The sequence below is a fragment of the Ramlibacter alkalitolerans genome, from assembly GCF_016722765.1.
Classification (GTDB): domain Bacteria; phylum Pseudomonadota; class Gammaproteobacteria; order Burkholderiales; family Burkholderiaceae_C; genus Ramlibacter; species Ramlibacter alkalitolerans.
In genome coordinates this window covers 101,478-121,310 of the sequence record NZ_JAEQND010000016.1, presented here as the reverse complement: position 1 = coordinate 121,310, position 19,833 = coordinate 101,478, and the positions used below count along the sequence as shown (strand labels likewise).

At 71.3% G+C, this 19,833-nt stretch carries 23 protein-coding genes; 12 read left to right on the top strand and 11 right to left on the bottom strand.

Annotated features, from left to right (window positions below):
• Positions 1 to 40: 40 nt before the first annotated feature.
• The 4 genes from JI746_RS28280 to purM all read right to left on the bottom strand — a co-directional run bounded on the left by JI746_RS28280 (position 41) and on the right by purM (position 5,633).
• Positions 41 to 1,720 carry a methyl-accepting chemotaxis protein gene (locus JI746_RS28280; protein ID WP_330893068.1) on the bottom strand — a complete coding sequence of 560 codons (1,680 nt, stop codon included), beginning with the start codon at positions 1,718 to 1,720 and terminating at the stop codon, positions 41 to 43.
• A 55-nt stretch (positions 1,721 to 1,775) separates the two neighbouring features.
• Complete coding sequence (locus JI746_RS24415) at positions 1,776 to 3,020, bottom strand: ABC transporter substrate-binding protein (RefSeq protein WP_201692900.1); 1,245 nt, start codon at positions 3,018 to 3,020, stop codon at positions 1,776 to 1,778.
• 377 nt (positions 3,021 to 3,397) lie between these two features.
• Complete coding sequence (locus JI746_RS24410; protein WP_201692899.1) at positions 3,398 to 4,588, bottom strand: MFS transporter; 1,191 nt, start codon at positions 4,586 to 4,588, stop codon at positions 3,398 to 3,400.
• Positions 4,589 to 4,595: 7 nt separating this feature from the next.
• Positions 4,596 to 5,633, bottom strand: a complete 1,038-nt coding sequence (gene purM, locus JI746_RS24405; RefSeq protein WP_201692898.1) for a phosphoribosylformylglycinamidine cyclo-ligase — start codon at positions 5,631 to 5,633, stop codon at positions 4,596 to 4,598.
• An 89-nt stretch (positions 5,634 to 5,722) separates the two neighbouring features.
• Here purM and JI746_RS24400 point away from each other — a divergent pair, with 89 nt between their 5' ends.
• From JI746_RS24400 to atpE, 6 genes are read left to right on the top strand one after another with little or no spacing between them, the layout of a single operon-like run.
• The gene (locus JI746_RS24400; protein WP_201692897.1) at positions 5,723 to 6,793 is read left to right on the top strand and encodes an AI-2E family transporter; all 1,071 of its coding nucleotides are present in this window, start codon (positions 5,723 to 5,725) and stop codon (positions 6,791 to 6,793) included.
• Positions 6,794 to 6,801: 8 nt separating this feature from the next.
• Positions 6,802 to 7,476 carry a DnaA regulatory inactivator Hda gene (gene hda / locus JI746_RS24395; RefSeq protein ID WP_201692896.1) on the top strand — a complete coding sequence of 225 codons (675 nt, stop codon included), beginning with the start codon at positions 6,802 to 6,804 and terminating at the stop codon, positions 7,474 to 7,476.
• Positions 7,473 to 8,159, top strand: coding sequence for an HAD family hydrolase (locus JI746_RS24390; RefSeq protein ID WP_330893067.1), 687 nt, complete (start codon positions 7,473 to 7,475; stop codon positions 8,157 to 8,159). The genes hda and JI746_RS24390 overlap by 4 nt, the downstream gene beginning before the upstream one ends.
• A complete protein-coding gene (pcnB, locus tag JI746_RS24385) occupies positions 8,156 to 9,748 on the top strand; it encodes a polynucleotide adenylyltransferase PcnB (RefSeq protein ID WP_201692895.1) in 1,593 nt (530 codons plus the stop codon). Before JI746_RS24390 ends, pcnB begins: the two co-directional genes overlap by 4 nt.
• A gap of 9 nt (positions 9,749 to 9,757) precedes the next feature.
• Positions 9,758 to 10,243 (top strand): 2-amino-4-hydroxy-6-hydroxymethyldihydropteridine diphosphokinase, encoded by a 486-nt coding sequence (gene folK, locus JI746_RS24380; RefSeq protein ID WP_201692894.1) that lies wholly within the window; start codon positions 9,758 to 9,760, stop codon positions 10,241 to 10,243.
• 45 nt (positions 10,244 to 10,288) lie between these two features.
• Entirely contained in the window at positions 10,289 to 10,531 is a 243-nt protein-coding gene (gene atpE / locus JI746_RS24375) for a F0F1 ATP synthase subunit C (RefSeq protein WP_201692893.1), read from the top strand.
• Positions 10,532 to 10,694: 163 nt separating this feature from the next.
• Here the strand turns inward: atpE and JI746_RS24370 are convergent, their stop codons facing one another.
• Positions 10,695 to 10,862 carry a protein-tyrosine phosphatase family protein gene (locus JI746_RS24370; protein WP_201692892.1) on the bottom strand — a complete coding sequence of 56 codons (168 nt, stop codon included), beginning with the start codon at positions 10,860 to 10,862 and terminating at the stop codon, positions 10,695 to 10,697.
• 6 nt (positions 10,863 to 10,868) lie between these two features.
• On the opposite strand from JI746_RS24370, the gene JI746_RS24365 reads away from it, so the two are divergent.
• Positions 10,869 to 11,033, top strand: a complete 165-nt coding sequence (locus JI746_RS24365; RefSeq protein WP_236600093.1) for a hypothetical protein — start codon at positions 10,869 to 10,871, stop codon at positions 11,031 to 11,033.
• Positions 11,034 to 11,043: 10 nt separating this feature from the next.
• Here the strand turns inward: JI746_RS24365 and JI746_RS24360 are convergent, their stop codons facing one another.
• Genes JI746_RS24360 through JI746_RS24350 form a run of 3 tightly spaced genes read right to left on the bottom strand, consistent with a single transcriptional unit; the run spans position 11,044 to position 13,593 of the window.
• Entirely contained in the window at positions 11,044 to 11,520 is a 477-nt protein-coding gene (locus tag JI746_RS24360) for a protein-tyrosine phosphatase family protein (protein ID WP_201692890.1), read from the bottom strand.
• A gap of 19 nt (positions 11,521 to 11,539) precedes the next feature.
• Positions 11,540 to 12,817 (bottom strand): c-type cytochrome, encoded by a 1,278-nt coding sequence (locus JI746_RS24355; protein WP_201692914.1) that lies wholly within the window; start codon positions 12,815 to 12,817, stop codon positions 11,540 to 11,542.
• On the bottom strand, positions 12,817 to 13,593 hold the full coding sequence (locus tag JI746_RS24350) for a c-type cytochrome (protein ID WP_236600092.1): 777 nt from the start codon (positions 13,591 to 13,593) through the stop codon (positions 12,817 to 12,819). Before JI746_RS24350 ends, JI746_RS24355 begins: the two co-directional genes overlap by 1 nt.
• Positions 13,594 to 14,008: 415 nt before the next feature.
• Here JI746_RS24350 and JI746_RS24345 point away from each other — a divergent pair, with 415 nt between their 5' ends.
• The 5 genes from JI746_RS24345 to JI746_RS24325 all read left to right on the top strand — a co-directional run bounded on the left by JI746_RS24345 (position 14,009) and on the right by JI746_RS24325 (position 17,485).
• Positions 14,009 to 14,929, top strand: coding sequence for a DUF808 domain-containing protein (locus JI746_RS24345; protein ID WP_201692889.1), 921 nt, complete (start codon positions 14,009 to 14,011; stop codon positions 14,927 to 14,929).
• 100 nt (positions 14,930 to 15,029) lie between these two features.
• Complete coding sequence (locus tag JI746_RS24340) at positions 15,030 to 15,200, top strand: hypothetical protein (protein WP_201692888.1); 171 nt, start codon at positions 15,030 to 15,032, stop codon at positions 15,198 to 15,200.
• 104 nt (positions 15,201 to 15,304) lie between these two features.
• A complete protein-coding gene (locus JI746_RS24335) occupies positions 15,305 to 16,189 on the top strand; it encodes a hypothetical protein (RefSeq protein ID WP_201692887.1) in 885 nt (294 codons plus the stop codon).
• A gap of 169 nt (positions 16,190 to 16,358) precedes the next feature.
• On the top strand, positions 16,359 to 16,949 hold the full coding sequence (locus JI746_RS24330; RefSeq protein WP_236600091.1) for a L,D-transpeptidase: 591 nt from the start codon (positions 16,359 to 16,361) through the stop codon (positions 16,947 to 16,949).
• Positions 16,950 to 17,083: 134 nt separating this feature from the next.
• Entirely contained in the window at positions 17,084 to 17,485 is a 402-nt protein-coding gene (locus JI746_RS24325) for a hypothetical protein (protein ID WP_201692885.1), read from the top strand.
• A 63-nt stretch (positions 17,486 to 17,548) separates the two neighbouring features.
• Here JI746_RS24325 and JI746_RS24320 read toward each other — a convergent pair whose 3' ends face one another.
• The 3 genes from JI746_RS24320 to JI746_RS24310 all read right to left on the bottom strand — a co-directional run bounded on the left by JI746_RS24320 (position 17,549) and on the right by JI746_RS24310 (position 19,806).
• The gene (locus JI746_RS24320) at positions 17,549 to 18,055 is read right to left on the bottom strand and encodes a DUF4864 domain-containing protein (protein WP_201692884.1); all 507 of its coding nucleotides are present in this window, start codon (positions 18,053 to 18,055) and stop codon (positions 17,549 to 17,551) included.
• Between the two features lie 11 nt (positions 18,056 to 18,066).
• The gene (locus tag JI746_RS24315) at positions 18,067 to 18,510 is read right to left on the bottom strand and encodes a DUF4864 domain-containing protein (protein WP_201692883.1); all 444 of its coding nucleotides are present in this window, start codon (positions 18,508 to 18,510) and stop codon (positions 18,067 to 18,069) included.
• Positions 18,511 to 18,930: 420 nt separating this feature from the next.
• Entirely contained in the window at positions 18,931 to 19,806 is an 876-nt protein-coding gene (locus JI746_RS24310) for an NUDIX hydrolase (protein WP_201692882.1), read from the bottom strand.
• Between the last annotated feature and the right edge of the window lie 27 nt (positions 19,807 to 19,833).

Here is a 19,833-nt window from a genome sequence, read left to right as displayed (position 1 = left end):
CGCCGATCCGGCCGCGCGCGCCGTTCACCGCGCGGCTGTTTCAGGATGTCTGCCAGCGATCCCCGCTGTCGGTCACGGACGCTTGCGGGTGTTCACCCGCGGACGCGGTCGCCGGCGCTGCGCTGCGCAGGCGCAGCCGGATCCTCGCCGGCTGCGGGTCCCCGTCCGCAGCGCCAGCCTCGCCTTCCTCCAGCTTGAAGCGGGCCACCGACTGCGACAGCGTGCAGGCCTGCGCCTTCATCGACTCGGTGGCCGCGGCGCCTTCCTCGACGAGCGCGGCGTTCTGCTGCACCACGCCGTCCATCTGCGCGATCGCGATGTTGACCTGCCGGATGCCCGCGCCCTGTTCCTCGCTCGCCGCCGCGATGTCGGCCACCAGGTCGCTCACTTCCTTGGCCGCCCGCACGATGTCCTGCATGGTGCGGCCGGCGGTGTCGACCAGTTTCGCGCCGGCGTCGACGCGGCCGGCGGAGTCGCCGATCAGCGCCTTGATCTCCTTGGCGGCCGTGGCGCTGCGCTGGGCGAGGTTGCGCACTTCCGCGGCGACCACCGCGAAACCGCGCCCCTGCTCGCCGGCGCGCGCCGCTTCCACCGCGGCGTTCAGCGCGAGGATGTTGGTCTGGAAGGCGATGCCGTCGATCACGCCGATGATGTCGGCGATCCGGCCAGAGGCGGCGGAGATGCCGCTCATGGTGCGCACCACCTGTTCCACCACCTCGCCGCCCTGGCGCGCGATCTGCGACGCGCCCAGCGCGAGCTGGCTCGCCTGCCGCGCGTTCTCCGCGTTCTGGTTCACCGTGGCCGTGAGCTCCTCGATCGAGCTGGCCGTCTCTTCCAGCGTGCTGGCCTGTTCCTCGGTGCGCTGCGACAGGTCGAGGTTGCCCTGCGCGATCTGCGCGCTGGTCTGCGAGACCGCGCGGGCGCCGAGGGCCACCTCGCCGACCAGCCGGCGCAGCTGCTGCGTCATTTCCGCCAGCGCCGCGAGCAGCTGGCCGGTCTCGTCGCTGCCGCCGGTGTGCAGCGTCTCGCTCAGGTCGCCCTGCGCGATGCGGCCCGCAGACGCGATGGCCGTGCGCAGCGGCCGCACGATGACGCCGCTCATGAGCCACGCGATCGCGGCCGAAGCGAGCAGGGCTGCCGCAGTGATCGCCAGCATGGTGCCCGTGGCCAGGCGCGAGGTGCCGGCCGCCGCCTCGTAGCTGGCGTCGGCCAGCTTCTTTTCCAGCTGCACCAGGGCGTCGAAGTGCTTCTGCATCGCCTGGAACTGCTTGTCCGCCATCTGCATCGCGGTGGCGCCGGTGAGCGTGTCGCCGGCGCTCAGGTCGATCGCGGATTCCACCGACTGGCGGTACTTGCCCAGTTCGGCGGCCGCCTGGCTGGCGATCTGCCGCTCGGCCTCGGTCAGCCCCGGTTGCGCGACCAGCGCCGCGAGCTTGCCGGCGACCGCGTCGATGCGCAGCTTCTGCTCGCCCACGATCTGGCGGATGCGGTCTTCCTTCAGCCCGGACAGCCAGGTGATGAGGCGGTACACGTTCGAGTGCACCGCGGTCACCTCCTGCGCCGCATCGGCGCTCACCTCGTAGGTATGCAGCCGGGTGCGGGCGAGGTCCTCCAGCGCGGCGTTCTGCTGGCGCAGCGCGCCATACGCGACGGCGCCCACGAGCAGCAGGAAGGCCATCGCCACCACGGGCGCGACCAGGATCTTGTGCAGGACTTTCAAGTGCGCTCTCCGCGGGCGGGATCGGTCCGCCGATGGCCAAATCAGAAGCAGCTTCCTAGCTTTCCAGGTTGCGCGCCGGCGGCCACTCGCGCGAGTACACCGGATTGGCCAGGAACTGCTTCGCGTTGTGGGTCCAGAACTGGCTCACGTTGGGATAGGTCTTCACCACCGCGTTGACCAGGCGGCCCTCCTTGCGCTCGACGCGGCGGATGTGCACGTCGCCGACGGCGTTGCCGTAGTCGTCGAAGCGCACCGCGCCGCGCAGGGTCTGCGCGTGCGCCTTGCGCAGCGCCGCCATCAGCGCCTGCGGGTCGGAGGCCGCGCTGCCGGCGGACTTGAGCGCGGATTCGAGCACCTCCGCGCTGATGTACATGGCGGCGGCATAGAAGCCGGGGTCGTAGCCGTGCGCCTTGCGGAAGTCGGGCGCGAACTTCGCGTTGGCCGGCGTGGCGAGGTCGGCGCTGTACCAGGAGGCGGTGTGGATGCCCAGCGCCTCGTCGCCCATGTTGCGCAGCACCGATTCGTCGAGCGAGGTCATGCTGCCCACCAGCGGCAGCTTGCCGCGCAGGCCGGCTTCGGCGAACTGGCGGATGAAGCGGAACCCGTTGGAGCCGGCGAAGGCGAGGAACACGCCGTCGACCTTGCGCAACTGGGCGACCGCATCGGAGTAGTCCGGCGTGACCAGCGGCGAATAGATCTTCTGCACGATGCGGCCGCCCGACTCCTCGAACACGCGCTGGAAGCCGGCCGCCGTCTCGTGGCCGTAGGGGAAGTCGTCGGCGACCAGCGCCATGCGCTTGTACTTCAGCGTCCTGGCGCAGTAATCGGCCAGCACGTGCGAGGTCTGGGCCGAGGAAGCGGTCGGCCGCACCAGCCAGGGGTTGGCCTTGCGCTGCGTGACGTCCTCGGCGGCCGCGGTCGAGACCAGCGGCAGCCGGTGCGAACGCGTGACCTCGTCGAGCGCCATCAGTTCGATGGCGGTCTGCGGGCCGAGCAGCGCGTGGATCTTCTGCACCTCGCACAACTCGGCGACCTTGGCGCGCGCTTCGGGGGCCTTGCCGCCGGCGTCCACCGCGAACACCTGCACCTTGCGGCCGGCCATCATCTGGCCGCGTTCGGCCAGGAAGAGGTTCAGGGCGCGCTCCATGTCGATGCCGCCGGAGGCCAGCGGCCCGCTCTTGACGGCCATCAGCCCGATGCGGAAGGTGTCTCCCGCGGCCTGTGCCTGCGCCAGCCCCGGCACGGCGATGCCCAGGCCCGCCGCGGCGGTGGCCTGCAGAAATGCGCGTCGATTTCCCATGGATCCCTCTCTTCGGTTCGCCCGGCTTCAGGCTTGGAGGGGAGCTTAGGGAAAACAGTTACTGAATGTTAAGAGGCCGCCCGCCGGGCTTGATACCCGTCAAGGGATTGCCGCTCGTCACCGACCGGAGGTGGCGCCGCGTGGCGCGGCCGCCTCAGAAGCTGTGAATGAATTGATCGTGCCCGCGACGGGGTGCATCGGGGTGCAGGCCTAGGCGCGGCCCGCAGCCCAGGCTGGCCGCCTGGGCAAGGGGCGCAACGACGGCATGCGCCCCGAGGCGCCTCGGCCCGAAGGGTGAGGCCGCTGGGCGCGGCCCTGAGAGCACAAGGAGGTTCATGGCGGCCTCACGCGGGTGCGAGCAATTCGTTCACAGCTTCTCAGGCGCCGCGGCCGCTGCGGGCGAGCCGGGGGGACGCCATCAGGCCCAGGGCCAGCACGCACAGCAGCGCGCCGGCGGCGAAGGTGGCGGGCGCGCCGAAGCGGTCCCACAGCCAGCCCGCCAGGCCGCTGGCCAGCAGCAGCGCGATGCCGCTGGCGAGGTTGAAGACGCCGAAGGCCGTGCCGCGCAGCTGCGCCGGCGCCGTGTCGGCCACCATGGTCGCCAGCAGTCCTTGCGTGAGTGCCATGTGCAGGCCCCACAGCGCGATGCCGGCCCACAGCAGCACGCCGCGGTCGGCGGCGGCCAGTGCCAGGTCGGCGGCGATCAGCACCGCGAGGCCGATGGCCAGCAGCTTGCGGTGCGAGACCGTGTCGGCCAGCTTGCCGAAGGGATACGCGCCCACCGAATAGACGACGTTCATCGCGATCAGCACCAGCGGCGCCCAGGCGATGGCGAGCCCGCCCTGCTGCGCCCGCAGCACCAGGAAGGCCTCGCTGAAGCGCGCCAGCGTGAAGACCGCACCGAGTCCCACCACCCACCAGTACGCGGGCGCGAGCTGGCGCAGGTTCTCGCGCCGGATCGGGTTGACGCGCTTCGTGCCGGCGGGCGCTTCCGGCTCGCGCACGCCGAAGGCGAGCAGCGCCACCGACAGCAGGCCGGGAATCACGGCGACCCAGAACACGGCGTGGAAGTCGTCGGCCCACAGCAGCATCAGGGCCACGGCGATCAGGGGGCCGAGGAAGGCGCCGACCGTATCGAGCGACTGCCGCAGGCCGTAGGCGGCACCGCGCTGCTGCGGCGCCACCAGGTCGGCCACCAGCGCGTCGCGCGGCGCGCCGCGCAGGCCCTTGCCGACGCGGTCGATCAGGCGCGCGCCCAGCACCATGCCGGTGCTGGTGGCCAGGGCGAACAGCGGCTTGGAGACGGCGCCCAGGCCGTAGCCCAGCACCGCCAGCGGCTTGCGCTTGCCGAGCCAGTCGCTCCAGGCGCCGGAGAACACCTTCATGACCAGCGCGGTGGCCTCCGCCAGGCCTTCGATCACGCCCACCGCCACCATGCTGGCGCCCAGGCCGCTCACCAGGAAGACGGGCAGCAGGCTGTGGATCATCTCCGACGAGACGTCCATCAGCAGGCTCACGAAGCCGAGCGCCCAGATGCTTGCGGGCAGCCGGGGGGCGGCGCGCTCCATCCGCGCCTCAGGCCAGCGTGACGGCGGCTCCCGAGGCGCGCGGCGCGATGCGGCCGATCTCGTGCACCGTCTCGCCGGCCAGGCGCAGCGTCTCGGCCACGTCGGCGGCTTGCGCCGGCGCGACCACCAGCACCATGCCGATGCCGTTGTTGAAGGTGCGGTTCATCTCGTGGTCGTCGATGGCGGCGGTGGCCTGCAGCCAGGCGAACAGCTCGCTGCGCGGCCAGCTGCCCAGGCGCAGTTGCGCCGCCAGGCCATCGGGCAGCACGCGCGGGATGTTCTCCAGCAGGCCGCCCCCCGTGATGTGGGCCAGCGCCTTGATGCCGCCCGCGTGGCTGGCGAGCGCCGCCAGCACGTTCTTCACGTAGATGCGGGTGGGCTCCATCACGGCCTCGCGGAACGGGCGGCCATCGAGCGTCGCGGGCGCCTGCGCGCCGGCGCGTTCGATGCACTTGCGCACCAGCGAGAAGCCGTTGGAGTGCACGCCGCTGGAGGCCAGCCCCAGCACGATGTCGCCTTCCTGCACGTCCTGCCCGGCGAGGATGCGCGACTTCTCCACCACGCCGACCGCGAAGCCGGCCAGGTCGTATTCGCCCGCCGGATACATGCCCGGCATCTCCGCCGTCTCGCCGCCGATCAGGGCGCAGCCCGCGAGCTCGCAGCCGCGCGCGATGCCGCCGACCACCGCCGCCGCGGTGTCGACATCGAGCTTGCCGCAGGCGAAGTAATCGAGGAAGAACAGCGGCTCGGCCCCCTGCACCAGCACGTCGTTCACGCTCATGGCCACCAAGTCGATGCCCACCGTGTCGTGCATGTTCCACTCGAAGGCGAGCTTGAGCTTGGTGCCCACGCCGTCGGTGCCGCTCACCAGCACCGGTTCCTGGTAGCGCTTGGGCACTTCGAACAGCGCGCCGAAGCCGCCGATGCCCGCCAGCACGCCTTCGCGCATGGTTTTCCTGGCCAGCGGCTTGATGCGTTCGACCAGCGCGTCGCCGGCATCGATGTCGACGCCGGCATCCTTGTACGAGAGGGGGGAAGCGTTCATGCGGGTGCGCAGCCGGAGCGCATGGCGCCGGCCGATAGAATTTGCGGCTGATTCTAGTGTCTTCGAGTCCCCGGAGTGGACCGCCACGCATGCAATTCACCCCCACGCAGAAACGGGCCGCGGCCTGGGCGGCCATCGCCGTCCTGGCGCTGCTGGCCTTGCGCGCGCTGGGGCCGGTGCTCACGCCCTTCATCATCGCCTCGGTGCTGGCCTATGCGCTCACGCCCCTGGTCGACCGGCTCGACGCCCTGTGGCGGGGCCGCCTGCCGCGCGTGCTGGCCGTGATCCTGGTCGAACTGCTGCTGGTGATCGCGGTGCTGTCGCTGCTGCTGCTGGTGCTGCCCGTGCTGCTGAAGGAGCTGCCGCTGATGCGCCAGCAGATCCCGGTGCTGTTCGACAAGCTGCACGGCAGCCTCTCGCCCTGGCTGGCGCAGTTCGGCGTGCGCATCTCGCTGGACCTGGGGAGCCTGCGCGCGCAGCTCATGGACTACCTGCAGACGAACTGGAGCGACAGCTTCGGCTCCCTTTGGTCTTCGCTGAAGATCGGCGGCGGCCTCGCCGTGGTGCTGGCGGGCAATGCGTTGCTGGTGCCCGTGGCCTTGTTCTACCTCCTGCTGGACTGGAAGCAGCTGGTGGCGCGGGTGCTGGAACTGGTGCCGCCGCGCGCCCGCCCGGGCGTCGATGCCTTCAGTTCGGAGGCCGACGAGGTGCTGGGCCAGTACCTGCGCGGCCAGCTGCTGGTGATGGTGACGATGGCGATCTTCTACAGCACCGGGCTGGCGCTGTTCGGCCTCGACCTGTCGGTGCCGATCGGGATCTTCACCGGCCTGGCCATGTTCGTGCCGTATGTGGGCTTCGGCATCGGGCTGATCCTGGCGGTGGTGGCGGGCCTGCTGGAATTCGGTTCGGCCAAGGCCTTCCTCATGGTCGGCATCGTGTACGGTACGGGCCAGGTGTTCGAAGGCTTCTTCCTCACGCCGCGGCTGGTGGGCGAGCGCATCGGCCTGCATCCGCTGGCGGTGATCTTCGCGCTGCTCGCGTTCGGGCAGCTGTTCGGCTTCGTGGGCGTGCTCGTCGCGCTGCCTGCCAGCGCGGTCCTGCTGGTGGCGATCCGGCGCATGCGCAGCGGCTATTTCGCCAGCAAGCTGTACCACAGCTAGCCAGCAGCATGAAGCAGTTGCCCCTCGACATCGGCCTGGCCCGCGCGCCCACCTTCGCCAGCTTCCTCGCCGGCCCCAACGAGGCAGCCTGGAGCCACCTGCAGCTCTGGGCCGGCAGCCCGACGCGCTCCCCGGTGCCGACCTACCTGTGGGGCGCGCCCGGCAGCGGCAGGACGCACCTGCTCAAGGCGGTGCAGGAGTGCCTGCGCGAGCAGGGCGCGCGCACCGGCTGGCTGGACCCGCAGATGGCGGAGCCCCCGCCCTTCGACGAGCGCTGGGCCGTGGTCCTGCTGGACGACGTGGAGCGCTATGGCGCCGTGCAGCAGCACGCCGCCTTCAGCTGGTTCGTGCAGGCGCAGGCGCTGCAGCGCGGCGTGCTTGCCGCCGGTGCGCTGCCGCCGGCCCGGCTGGCGCTGCGCGAGGACCTGCGCACGCGCCTGGGCTGGGGCCACGTGTTCGAGCTGCACGTGCTGTCCGAGCCCGAGCGCCGCGCGGTGCTGCGGCAGGCGGCGGATGCGCGCGGCCTGTTCCTGCGCGACGAGGTGATGGATTTCATCCTGCACCGCTTCTCGCGCGACCTCGGCAGCCTCATGCTGCTGCTGGAGCACCTGGACGCCTACGCCCTGCAGGCGCAGCGCGCCATCACCATTCCCCTCGTCAAGGCCATGCTGGAGAACGAGTGAGTCCGCCCAAAACACAGATCGCGCTGTTCGACCTCGACCACACGCTGCTGCCGATCGACTCCGACTATTCCTGGGGCGAGTTCACGCAGCAGATCGGCTGGACCGACCCGGTGGAGTTCAAGCGCCGCAACGACGCGTTCTACGCGCACTACCTGGCCGGCACGCTGGACGTGCACGACTACGTGCGCTTCGCCGTGGAGGCGCTGCGCACCCGCGGCGCCGAGGCCTACCGCGAGGCGCACGCGCGCTTCATGCAGCAGTGGATCGCACCCAGGCTGCGGCAGGCGGCGCTGGACCTGGTGCGCGGGCACCAGCAGCGCGGCGACCTGGTCGCCATCGTCACGGCCACCAACGAGCTGGTCACGCGTCCCATCGCTGCGGCCTTCGACGTGCCGGAGCTGATCGCCGTCGAGCTGGAGCGCGACGCATCCGGCTGGATCACCGGCGAGATCGCCGGCGTGCCTTCCATGCGCGACGGCAAGGTGGTGCGCGTCACCCAGTGGCTGGCCGAGCGCGGCCTGGACTGGCTGGACGTCGAATCCACCTTCTATTCCGACTCCACGAACGACCTGCCCCTGCTGGAGCAGGTGGACCATCCGGTGGCCACCAACCCGGATCCGCGCCTGCGCGCCATCGCGCTGGAGCGCGGCTGGCGCATACTCGACCTCTTCGACAGAGAATGATCAAAAAGTTCATCGACAAGCTCATCGCGGGCGCAAGCGGCCGCAAGCCGAAGTTCGGCAAACGCCAGGAGGTCGGCCCCGAGCAGCACGGCATCGACCCGACCCTGGTCGACGACCGCGCGCTCAGCGTGGTCCACACCCTCAAGGAAGCGGGCTTCGAGGCCTACATCGTGGGCGGCGCCGTGCGCGACCTGCTGCTCGGCCTGCGGCCCAAGGATTTCGACGTCGCGACCAGCGCCACGCCGGAGGAAGTCAAGTCGCTGTTCCGGCGCGCCTTCATCATCGGGCGGCGCTTCCGCATCGTGCACGTGGTGTTCGGGCGGGGGCGCGAGCACGAGGTGATCGAGGTCTCGACCTTCCGCGCCTACATGGACGCCGCCGCGGCCGAATCGGTCGAAGGCAACGAACGCACCAGCAAGGCGGAACTCGCGGGCATGCACCACGCGGTTCATTCGAGCGGCCGCGTGCTGCGCGACAACGTCTGGGGCCCGCAGGAAGAAGACGCCGCGCGGCGCGACTTCACCATCAACGCGATGTACTACGACCCGGAAACCCGGATCGTGGTGGATTACCACAACGGCATCGCCGACGCGAAGAAGCGCCTGCTGCGCATGATCGGCGACCCGGCCACCCGCTACCGCGAGGATCCGGTGCGGATCATCCGCGCCGTGCGCTTCGCCGCCAAGCTCGCCGGCCTGGGCTTCAAGTTCGAACCCAAGACGAAGACGCCGCTGCTGCCCTCGCTGCCGCTGCTCAACGAGGTGCCGCAAAGCCGCCTGTTCGACGAGATGCTCAAGCTGCTGCAGACCGGCCATTCGCTGGCGACCATCGAGCAGCTGAAGCAGCTCGGGATGGCCTCCGGCATCTATCCGCTGCTGGACCTGGTGGTCGAGCGCGCCGAGCAGCCCTTCGTGCGCGCGGCGCTGCAGGACACCGATCGCCGCGTGGGCGAGGACAAGCCGGTCGCGCCCAGCTTCCTGCTGGCGTGCGTGCTGTGGGCCGACGTGCGCGACGGCTGGGCCGACCGGGTGGCGCGCCGGGAGCATCCCTTCCCCGCGCTGCAGGCCGCGATCGACGAGGTGTTCGATGCCCGCATCGGCGACATCTCCGGGCGCGGCAAGCTGGGCGCCGACATGCGCGAGATCTGGATGATGCAGCCGCGCTTCGAGAAGCGCGGCGGCCACACGCCCTTCAGCCTGGCGGAGCAGCCGCGCTTTCGCGCCGGCTTCGACTTCATGCGCCTGCGCGCCGACATCGGCGAGGTCGACGTCACGCTGGCCGACTGGTGGCAGGAGTTCAGCCAGGCGAGCGACGCGGTGCGCGAGGACCTGGTGGAGGCGCTGCGCGAGGAGCAGCATCGCCAGCGCCGCGTGCGCGGGCCGAAGAAGCGGCCGGAAGACGGTGCGGCGGAAGCGCCGGCGCCGCGGCAGCGCGCTGCGCGTGCCGACGGGGCTGCGCAGGACGAAGCCGCACCTGCCGAGGCCGGGGCCGGCGACGCGCCGCGCAAGCGGCGCCGGCGCCGCCGCAAGCCCGCCGGGCAGGGCGCGGGGCAGCCGTCCGAAGGCTCCGGCGCCGGGCCGGCCGACTAGGCGCGCGCCATGCGCGAGCCGGTCACCGCCTTCGTCGGGCTCGGTGCCAACCTGGGCGACGCGCAGGCCGCACTGCGCGCCGCGCTCACTGCGATCGGTACGGCGCCCGGCACGCGGCTGGTGCGCAGCTCGCGCTTCTACGGCAGCGCCCCGGTCGATGCGGGCGGCCCCGACTACGTCAACGCGGTCGCCCAGGTGGAGACGACGCTCGACGCCTTCGCCTTGCTGCGGCAGCTGCAGGCGATCGAGCTTGCTGCGGGGCGCGAGCGCCCGTACCGCAATGCCCCGCGCACGCTGGACCTGGACCTGCTGCTGTACGGATCGGCGCGCATCGCCAGTGCGGTCCTGACGGTGCCGCATCCGCGGCTGCGCGAGCGCGCCTTCGTGCTGCTGCCGCTGGCGGAACTGGCGCCGGAGCGCGTGGCCGCGCGCGATCTGGCCGCCGTGGCGCACCAGCGCATCGCGCCATTACCTGGGGCGTCATCGACGGCCTGACCTCGCGTGCGCACCATGGGGGCATCCACACGAAAGGAGCTCACCATGACAGACACCGGCCTCGTCGCCGTCGCGTGCGGCCTCATCATCGGCCTGGGCGCGATCGGCGCCTGCCTGGGCATCGGCACGATGGGTGGCCGCTTCATCGAAGGCGCGGTGCGCCAGCCTGAACTGATGAACGAGCTGCAGACCAAGATGTTCCTGCTCGCCGGCCTGATCGACGCCAACTTCCTGATCGGCGTGGGCGTGGCGATGATGTTCGTCTTCGCGAATCCGTTCGTGAAGTAGGCGTTCGGAAGGCGGACATCCAGGAGGCAAAAGCCGGACAACCAGAACGCAAAGGCCGCAAAGGTTACGCAAAAGCCTCAAAAGGGAGAGAAGACCTTGAAGGGTTTTCTTCCGCGGTTTTTGCGCTCTTTCGCGGTTTTTGCGTTCTGGTTGTCCTTGAACCCTAGAACCAGTCCACCAGCCCCGACTGCTCCGCGTTTTGCGGGTTGGAGCCGGCGTCGCGGACGCGCTGCAGGGCCTCGGGGGTGGCCAGGCCCAGCGCCTTGAGGACGCAGGCGGCGGTGCCGGTGCGGCCCATGCCGGCGGCGCAGTGCAGCAGCACCGAGTGCAAACCACGATGTTCCTGTTCGCCGGCCGATCGACGCAGAAGGCAGAAGCCGGACAACCAGAACGCAAAGGCCGCAAAGGTTACGCAAAAGCCGCAAAAGGGGAGAAGACCTTGAAGGTTTTCTTTGGCGGTTTTTGCGCTCTTTTGCGGCTTTTGCGTTCTGGTTGTCCTTGACCCTAGAACCCTAGAACCAGTCCACCAGCCCCGACTGCTCCGCGTTTTGCGGGTTGGAGCCGGCGTCGCGGACGCGCTGCAGGGCCTCGGGGGTGGCCAGGCCCAGCGCCTTGAGGACGCAGGCGGCGGCGGTGCCGGTGCGGCCCATGCCGGCGGCGCAGTGCAGCAGCACCGAGTGGCCCGCGCGGATGCCGTCGGCGATCGCGCCCACGTCGCGCCGGAAGGCGGCCGGGTCCTCCGGCAGGCCGAAGTTGCGCATCGGCACATGCATCCAGCGAAACGGCAACCGGCCGCGACCGACCGCCGCGTGGTACTCCGGCGAGAGTTCCGCCAGTTCCGCCTTGGGCGTGAGGCAGACGACCACGCCCAGGCCGCTGCGCTCGGCTTCGGCCGTGAACGCCGACCAGGCCTGGAAGCGGCCAGGCATGGCCCCCAGCCAGAGCTGGCCGCTCACCTCGGGGGGCAATTCCACGCGTCGCAAGGCCATGCAGCGATTCTCGCCGGGCCTACTCGCGCCTGCTGGCCCGCTGCTGCGCGACCGTGAGCTCGGTCACCGGCGCCGCCTTGTTCTTCCATGCCGAACGGATGTAGGTGAGCACGGCCGCCACGTCGCCGTCCGACAGCACCGGCGCGAACGGCGGCATGCCGAAAGGCCGCGGCTGGCCGCGCGTGGCGGGCGGGAAGCCGCCATGCAGGACCACCTGCACCAGGTTGGCGGTGACCGGCATGGTGACCGCGCGATTGCCGTCCAGCGGCGGATAGGCGCCGGCCACGCCCTGGCCCTGGTCGCCGTGGCAGGCCGCGCAGCGGTCCTGGTAGATCTGGCCGCCCCGCTCGATCAGGGTCGGGCTCGCGCGCGGCACCTCGCGCGGGTCGGAGTCGCCCGGCGCCGGCGGCAGGCTCTTGAGGTACACGGCGATCGCGCGCAGGTCGCGCGGTTCGAGGTACTGCGTGCTGTGCAGCACCACTTCCGCCATGGGGCCCAGCGCCGTGCCGCGCGGCGAGTTGCCGGTCGCGAGCAGTTCCTGAATGTCCTCCACCCGCCAGTCGGCGACGCCGGCTTCGCCGGTCGAGGCGAGCGAGGGCGCGTACCAGTTCTGCATCGGGATCAGCCCGCCGGAGAGGTCGACGACGTCGCGCATGCCACCCAGCGCGTTGCGGGCGGTATGGCAGGCGCCGCAGTGGCCCAGCCCCTGCACCAGGTAGGCGCCGCGGTTCCATTCCGGCGTGCGCGAGGCGTCCTCCTGGTAGCGTTCGGGGCGGAAGTACAGCGTGCGCCACACCGCCAGCGCGGCCTGCGTGTCGTAGGGCCAGCGCAGCCGGTGCGGGCGATTGGGCTTGTTCACCGGCGGCAGGCTGCGCAGGTAGTCGAACAGGGCGTCGACGTCGGCGCCGGTCACCCGGCTGAGGTGGGTGTAGGGAAAGGCGGGGATCAGCAGGTGGCCGTCGCGCGAGCGGCCTTCGTGCAGCGCGCGGCGGAAGTGCGCGGCCGACCAGTTGCCGATGCCGGTCTCCGCGTCCGGCGTGATGTTGCTGGCGTAGACGGTGCCGAACGGCGTCTCGATCGCCCGCCCGCCCGCATAGGCCGCGCCGCCGCGCTCGGTGTGGCACAGCATGCAGTTGCCCGCCCGCGCGAGGTAGGCGCCGCGGGCGACCTGCTCGCGCGAGGGCGGCGCGGTGGGCGCCTTGTCGTGCACCCGGGGCCCGCCCCAGTAATTGAACAACCACACGAAGGCCACCAGCGCCAGCAGCACCGCCGCGAGCGTCCACAGCACGCGCCGCATCATCGGCTGCTTCCTGCCGCCGGCGGCTGGGCCGAGCCGCAGCGCAGGGGCGGCGGCTCCGGCGCGGGCGGCGGCGCCGCCTTGGTCCGGCCTTTCCGCTTGGCGGGCGGGGGCGGCGTGGCGGTCACCGCCGGCGCCGCATGCGGGTCCTTCGGCAGCGGTTCCGCGGCGAGGAAGCTGGTGACGGCCGAAAGGTCCTCCGGCGAGAGCCGGCGCGCGATCTCCGCCATGCAGTCGGGCGCGAGCGCGCGCCGCTGGCCATTGCGCCAGGCGCCGAGTTGCGCATTGAGATAGTCGCGCGGCAGTCCCAGCAGCCCCGGCAGGTTCGGTTGCACGCCGGTGAGCGCCTTGCCGTGGCAGCGGGCGCAGGCGGGCACGCGCCGCTCGGGATCGCCGTGCAGCGCGATTTCGCGCCCGCGCTGCAGCGTCTCGGGCGGCGCGCTCGAGGGCTGCGGTGGCGGGTAGGGCACATCGAGGCGGGCGAAATGCTGCGCGATCTCGTACAGGTACGGGTCGGACAGGGTGTCGAGCAGGCCCACCATGAGGCCGTAGTGCCGCCGGCCCTCGCGGAAATTGAGCAGCTGGTTGTACAGGTAGCCGGCCGGCTTGCCGGCGATGCGCGGGTAGTAGCCGTCCGGGCCCGCGCGCCCTTCCTTGCCATGGCAGGCGGTGCAGGCGAGCGTGCGCTGCGCGATCGTGTCCTCGAAGTGGACCGCGGCGGCCGGCGCCGCGGCGGCGCTCCCCAGCAGGAACAGGAAAAGGATGGTGCCGCGCATGGCCCGGGACTATGCCACCGATGCGAAGGCCGCAGCACCGCTGCGTCGGCCCGGGTCGGACACGGCCATGGCCCGTGTCCTACAACGCGGGCCCGGCCTGCCTCCTAAGGTGGGCCCATGAACCTCTACCGACGTTCGAGCAGGCCCAAACAGGCGGAGACCCCGCGCGGCCGTCGCCGGCCGCCTCCGGAGGGTGATGGCAGCAACGCGGTCCAGCACCGACCGGATCCGAAAGCGGAACCGATACCCGACGGCGAGCACAAGTACGTGCCTCGCAGCCCGTACCGCACGGGCAACTACTGAGACAGCGCGAGCGCGCGAGCGCGGGCCCCGCGAGGCGCGGGCCCCGCGAGGCGCGGGCCCCGCGAGGCGCGGGCCCTGCCCATAATGGGCCGACCACAACGAACGCCCGCCGATGGCCTCCAGCCTGCTCGCCCTCCTCGACGACATCGCTTCCCTCCTCGACGACGTTTCCGTTCTCACCAAGGTCGCGGCGAAGAAGACCGCCGGGGTGCTGGGCGACGACCTCGCCCTGAACGCGCAGCAGGTCACCGGCGTGCGCGCCGAGCGCGAGCTGCCCGTGGTCTGGGCGGTGGCCAAGGGTTCGCTCCTGAACAAGGCGATCCTGGTGCCGGCGGCGCTCGCCATCAGCGCGATCGCGCCCTGGGCCGTCACGCCGCTGCTGATGCTGGGCGGCGCCTTCCTGTGTTTCGAAGCCGCGGAGAAGCTCGCGCACCGGCTGCTGCACAGCCGCGCCGAGGACGCGGCCCACCACCAGGAACTGCAGCAGGCCGTCGCCGACGCCAACGTGGACCTGGTGGCCTTCGAACGCGACAAGATCAAGGGCGCGATCCGCACCGACTTCATCCTGTCCGCGGAGATCATCGTGATCGGCCTGGGCACCGTGGCCGGCGAAGATTTCTTCACCCGGCTGGCCGTGATGGTGGCGATCGCCCTGGCGATGACCGCCGGCGTCTACGGGCTGGTCGCGGGGATCGTCAAGCTCGATGACGTCGGCGCCTGGCTCACGCGCCGCGGGGCCGCGGCCAGCCGCGCCATCGGCCAGGGGATCCTGCGCGCCGCGCCCTGGATGATGAAGGGCCTCTCGGTCGCCGGCACGGCGGCCATGTTCCTCGTGGGCGGCAGCATCCTGGAACACGGCATCCCGCCGCTGCACCACACCCTGGAAGAAGCGAGTTCCGGCGCCGGGGCCTTGCGCGCGCCCGTGGGCATGCTGCTCGACGCGGTGGTCGGCATCGTCGCCGGCAGCGCGCTGGTCGGCGTCTATGCGCTGGTGCGGCGCATGCGCGGCAAATCGGCATTGCCGGCGGCCTGAGCCGCTTCGTCAGCCTTCTCCTACGCTGCCTCGGGAGCTCTGCGGATAACCCAGCCGCAGGCTCTTGCCAAGAATGGCTCTTCCACGAGAGGGAGCCGCCATGCCTGAAATGCAGCCGTCCGTTCCGGGCCCGCAAGCCGCCATCCCCGTGCTGGCCGAAATGCCCGCCGCGATGACCGAGGAGCCCGATTTCGCCCTCGGTTGCGAGTGCGCCGACCCCGCGCTTCAGATCGCCATGTGGGGCCAGGAGGCCCGCAGCGAGGGCGCCTGAAGGCCGCCCGGGAGCCTTGCTCCTACAAGGCCTGGCTCGATCGTCGCACGCGCGGCACGGCCCAGCCTGCCTAGGCTGCTCGCTCCGTCCCGGGAACTCGCACGATGCCGCAAGCACAGGATTCCGAATTCTTCGCCGCGCTGCGCAAGGGCGCGCTGGTCGGCCTCGGGCTGCTGGTGCTCGTGCTGCCGCCGGTCTGGATCAAGAAGCACCACGACGCGCAGGAGCAGGCGCAGCGCGAGGCCGTCGCCGTCGCCCCCCGGCCCGCTGAAGCACCGCAGGCCGCGCCGCCCGAAGTGGCGCCGCGGCCGCTTCCGGGCGTGCCGGTCGTGCGCCTGGCCGACTTCCGGGGCGAGGATCCTTCGCCCGATGCGCGCATGGTGGCCAACTGGGTGGTCCACACGCGCAACGCCAGGCGGCACGCCTTCGTGATCGTCGACAAGCAGGACGCTCGCGTCTACGTGTTCGGCGCCGACGGCCGCCTGAAGGACAGCGCGCCGGCCCTGCTGGGCGCCGCCCGCGGCGACGACTCCTTCCCGGGCATCGGCGAGAAGCCGCTGGAGCAGGTGCGCCCCGAGGAGAAGACCACGCCCGCCGGCCGCTTCGTCGCCGAACCCGGCATGAACGCGGGCAACGAGGACGTGGTGTGGGTTTCCTACGACCTGGCGGTCTCGATGCACCGCGTGCGCCCGCTGCACGCCCGCGAGCACCGGCTGGAGCGCCTGGCCTCGCTCACCATCGACGACAACCGCATCTCCTTCGGCTGCATCAACCTGCCGGTGACCTTCTACGAGAACGTGGTCGCGCCGACGGTGCGCCAGTACGGCGCCATCGTGTACGTGCTGCCGGAGGTGAGGACGCCGCAGGAGGTGTTCGGCGCCTACGACGTGACCGACCCGATCCAGCTGGCGGCGGCCCGCGATCCGGCCATCCGCCCCCTGCAGCAGGTCGTCCTGCGGGCTGCGGGCGCGCTGCAACCCGAACGCTGAAGACCGCACACTTCACGCTTCGGTGACGCGGGAGCCCTTGCCGCCTGACGGCTGGGCTTGATAGCATCGCCCCCTGCTGAGCTCCCTGGCTCAGCGACAGGGGACTCGGATGTGGCATCGACGCCGGTGGCTGCGCCTTGCGGCCGTCAGTACGGCAGCTTTTGTTTGCATGGCGCTCGCGCCGGCGGCGTGCGCCAGCGAAAACTTCCAGGATCTCCGGACTTCGGAGGATGCCCGCAGCCTCCTGGCCTGGGTGCAGCGCACGGGGGATGCGCACGGCCGGCCCTACGCCGTGGTCGACAAGCGCAGCGCGCACATCTACGTGTTCCATGCCGACGGCCGGCTGGCCGGCCATTCGCCGGCGCTGCTCGGAAGCGCCATGGGCGACCACATCGTCCCCGGCGTCGGCGACCACGCGCAGACCGGCCACGTCCCGCCGGACGAACGGACCACGCCCGCCGGCCGCTTCGAGGCGCAGCCCGGGGAGAACCGCAGCGGCGAACACGTGATCTGGGTCGATTACGAAAGCGCCTTCGCCATCCACCGCCTGCGCCCCGGCTTTTCCTACCAGGCGCGCCGTGGCCGCCTGGCCGACGCCAAGGCCGCCGCCATGCGCGTGTCCTGGGGTTGCGTCGTGGTGCCGGTGGCCTTCTACCAGCAGGTGGTGCAGCGGGTGCTGGGGGCCGCGCGCAGCGTGATCTACGTGCTGCCGGAAACGCGCACCGTGCAGGGCTTCCTGCGCACGCTCGAACAGGATTGAGGCTGCGGCCCTCCCGTGGCCTTTCGTCCGACAGGGCAGTGCGGGCGAAACTGACGTTGCCTCAACGGGCGCTCCGTATCTTGGGCGGGCTGGCGTACGCGCCGGCGCACAAGCAACACCAAAGGAGCTCCAACATGTCGTCGCTCAAGATCCTCGCCGCGGCCCTGGCCGCGGCCACCTTCAGCCTGGCCTTCGCCCAGGGCACCCCGCCGCGTCCGGCGACCAATCCCGCCGTGGGCGCGGGCCAGCGCAGCACGCAGAACACGCCCATGGGCAGCACCGGCACGCCGGGCTCCGGCGCCGGCGCCGGCGCCGGCATGGCGCAGGGTGCCACCAGCGCCGGCGGCACGGCCGCGGCCACGACCGGCAGCACGGGATCTGCCAGCATGGGCACGACGGGCTCCACGGGATCCGCGCCGATGACGGCCGGCACCTCCGCCGGCACCCGCAGCACCGCCGTGGCGCAGAACACGCACTCCCACACGCACAAGGCCAAGAGCAAGAAGGCCAGGCGCGTGAAGGCCGATCGCAACTGAAGCCCCTTCCCGAATGGAAAAGGCCGCGCGTCGCGGCCTTTTTCATTGCAGGGTCCAAGCGCCTCAGGTCAGCACCTGACGGCCCTCCGGGGTGACCACGCAGCCGCTGATCCGCCACTGGTTGTCGTGCTGCCGATTGAGCAGGTAGGTCAGCGACCAGGAGGAGCCTTCATCGTCCGTCAGGCGCACCTTCTGCATGGCGATGCTGCCGTCGGTTTCGGGCTTGAGGAACAGGAGGCTGGCCGGGTGCATCAGCATGGGGTACTGGTCGCGCACGGTCTCCAGGAAGGCTTCGGGCGTGCCGAACTGGGTGCGCAGGTCGGTGTCGGCCAGGGCGAAGGCCTCGCCGGCGTTCTGGTGCGACAGGGCCTGCAGCTGTTGCTGCACCACCTGCTGCAAGGCCTGCGGCGCCGCACTGCGCTGCGCCAGGTTCTGCGGCAGGTCGGCGGCGAAGACGCCCCCGAGGACCACCGCCGCGAACACCAGCGACCAGCCGGCCGCGGCGTTGCGGGCACGGCGGCGATGCTGCTGCGGCCGGGAAGCGGGGAGAAGGGACGGGGGGTACTGCACGTTGGAGGTCCTCAGGTCGATCGCCAGTCGTTCTCGGCCACGATGCACGCGCCGATGCGCCAGGAGTTGTCAGGCTGGCGCTCCAGGGTGAACAGGGCGATCCAGGTCTTGTCTTCCTCGTCGCGCAGGGCCACGGCCTGCAGCACCTGGTCCTTGTCCACCTGCGGCTGAAGGAAGGCGAAGCCGGCCGGGTGGTAGACCATGGGATAGTTGCCGCGCACCAGCGCGAGGAAGCGGCCCGGGTCGCCGACCGACTTGCGCACTTCGGGCGTGGCCGCGGCGAAGGCGGCGTCGGCGTCCTCGTTGGAGAAGGCCTTCAGCTGCGCCGTCACGACCTGCTGCACCTGCTGCACGTCGGGGCCGGACAAGGTGTCTGCCCGCGCCTTCAGCTGCAAGCTGGCAGCGGCGAGCGCCATGCCGACCAAGGTGAAGATGCGCATGAACAGCGGACTCATGAAGTTTCTCCCGGACGCCTGTGTGACTGGCATGCAGCGTAGGTCCGCCGTGCGCGGGCTTCCTGTAGGCCAACGGCGGCGGACGGCGTGGGAGCCGCCACAGCGCCGGTGACGGCGCGCAGGCGTTCGCGCGCGCAGAGCGTGAAGATGCACGCGTCGAGGAGCGGAGTGGCGATGGGGAGGGCGGCGGTCCCGGACGGGGCCGCAAGGGGAAGCCAGCCGGCTCACTGGACAATGGTCTCGCTGATCGCCTGCGGAAGCGGAAGAGTCCGATCCCTGTCGTCGTAGCGCGATGCCGGCTGGCTTTCGTGATGGATTGGAGCCGTGCGCGCCGCCCGTCGTTCGCAGGCCGGGCACGCGAGCGCCTGTAGGTGGGAAGTGCGCCCGGCTGTGGGAGCCCGGGGCCGGTCGCGCTCGCCGCTACTCGCCGACCAGGACGGCGAGACCCCCATCGGGTTCGAACCGCCCGTTGCGCCAGCACAGGCGCGTCGGTCCCGGCAGCGCCTGGTCGCGCTCCGGGTGCCACGGGTCGCCCGGGTAGCACAGCACGCGCGTGCCCTCGACGTCGTGCGGCTCCGGCCGGATGCAGGGGGGCTGGCGCGCACGCGCCGCGGCAAAGGCGCTCGCCACGTCGCGATGCCTTGCCAGGTGCGTGAGGCTCATGATCTGCGGCGGCGCGAGGTCGATGCGGTTGTCCCAGTACTGGCGCAGGGCCGCCCGCGGCGCGATCCACAGGCTCTCGGTCGCCTCGTGTTCGTCGTGGCCCGCGTCCTGGCCCGGCGGCACGGTGGCGAGGAAGAAGCGCGTGTCGAAGCGCCTGCGCCCGACGCTGCTCAGGGTCGGCGTGATCCAGCGCGACCAGGGCTGCAAGGCACTGGCCGCGAGCTTCAGGTCCGTGGGCGCGAGCACGGCGTCGAAGTGCTGGCCGGCGCGCAGCGCGGCCCAGGCCTGCGCGGCCTGCGCCGGCGTGACCTCGGCCAGCAGGATGCCGGCCTCCTCGAACAGCTCGCGCATCGCCGCCACGTACAGGCCGGCGGCTTCGTCGCGGGCGAGTCCGGGCTCGCCGAGCAGCGTGTGCAGGGTCTCGCGGTCGCGATCGAGCCGCTCCACCCAGCGCGCATCCGCGGCGTCGACCTTGCCGCCCGGAAAGACGTAGGCCCCTCCGAGCACGGACGACTGCCCGTGGCGCCGCAGGAGGAACACTTCGAGTTCGTCGGCGCCATCGCGCAGCAGGACCACCGAGGCCGAGGGGGCCGGCGTCTCGTGGTTGCGTTGGGTGATCAGTTCCAGGGCCATTCCCGGAGTTTCACACGAGCGCACATT

Coding starts and splice junctions, on each gene's coding strand:
- JI746_RS24415 (WP_201692900.1), bottom strand. CDS start 3,020: ATGGGAAATCGACGCGCATTTCTGCAGGCCACCGCCGCGGCGGGCCTG.
- JI746_RS24410 (WP_201692899.1), bottom strand. CDS start 4,588: ATGGAGCGCGCCGCCCCCCGGCTGCCCGCAAGCATCTGGGCGCTCGGC.
- purM (WP_201692898.1), bottom strand. CDS start 5,633: ATGAACGCTTCCCCCCTCTCGTACAAGGATGCCGGCGTCGACATCGAT.
- JI746_RS24400 (WP_201692897.1), top strand. CDS start 5,723: ATGCAATTCACCCCCACGCAGAAACGGGCCGCGGCCTGGGCGGCCATC.
- hda (WP_201692896.1), top strand. CDS start 6,802: ATGAAGCAGTTGCCCCTCGACATCGGCCTGGCCCGCGCGCCCACCTTC.
- pcnB (WP_201692895.1), top strand. CDS start 8,156: ATGATCAAAAAGTTCATCGACAAGCTCATCGCGGGCGCAAGCGGCCGC.
- folK (WP_201692894.1), top strand. CDS start 9,758: ATGCGCGAGCCGGTCACCGCCTTCGTCGGGCTCGGTGCCAACCTGGGC.
- atpE (WP_201692893.1), top strand. CDS start 10,289: ATGACAGACACCGGCCTCGTCGCCGTCGCGTGCGGCCTCATCATCGGC.
- JI746_RS24365 (WP_236600093.1), top strand. CDS start 10,869: ATGTTCCTGTTCGCCGGCCGATCGACGCAGAAGGCAGAAGCCGGACAA.
- JI746_RS24360 (WP_201692890.1), bottom strand. CDS start 11,520: ATGGCCTTGCGACGCGTGGAATTGCCCCCCGAGGTGAGCGGCCAGCTC.
- JI746_RS24355 (WP_201692914.1), bottom strand. CDS start 12,817: ATGCGGCGCGTGCTGTGGACGCTCGCGGCGGTGCTGCTGGCGCTGGTG.
- JI746_RS24350 (WP_236600092.1), bottom strand. CDS start 13,593: ATGCGCGGCACCATCCTTTTCCTGTTCCTGCTGGGGAGCGCCGCCGCG.
- JI746_RS24345 (WP_201692889.1), top strand. CDS start 14,009: ATGGCCTCCAGCCTGCTCGCCCTCCTCGACGACATCGCTTCCCTCCTC.
- JI746_RS24340 (WP_201692888.1), top strand. CDS start 15,030: ATGCCTGAAATGCAGCCGTCCGTTCCGGGCCCGCAAGCCGCCATCCCC.
- JI746_RS24335 (WP_201692887.1), top strand. CDS start 15,305: ATGCCGCAAGCACAGGATTCCGAATTCTTCGCCGCGCTGCGCAAGGGC.
- JI746_RS24330 (WP_236600091.1), top strand. CDS start 16,359: ATGGCGCTCGCGCCGGCGGCGTGCGCCAGCGAAAACTTCCAGGATCTC.
- JI746_RS24325 (WP_201692885.1), top strand. CDS start 17,084: ATGTCGTCGCTCAAGATCCTCGCCGCGGCCCTGGCCGCGGCCACCTTC.
- JI746_RS24315 (WP_201692883.1), bottom strand. CDS start 18,510: ATGAGTCCGCTGTTCATGCGCATCTTCACCTTGGTCGGCATGGCGCTC.
- JI746_RS24310 (WP_201692882.1), bottom strand. CDS start 19,806: ATGGCCCTGGAACTGATCACCCAACGCAACCACGAGACGCCGGCCCCC.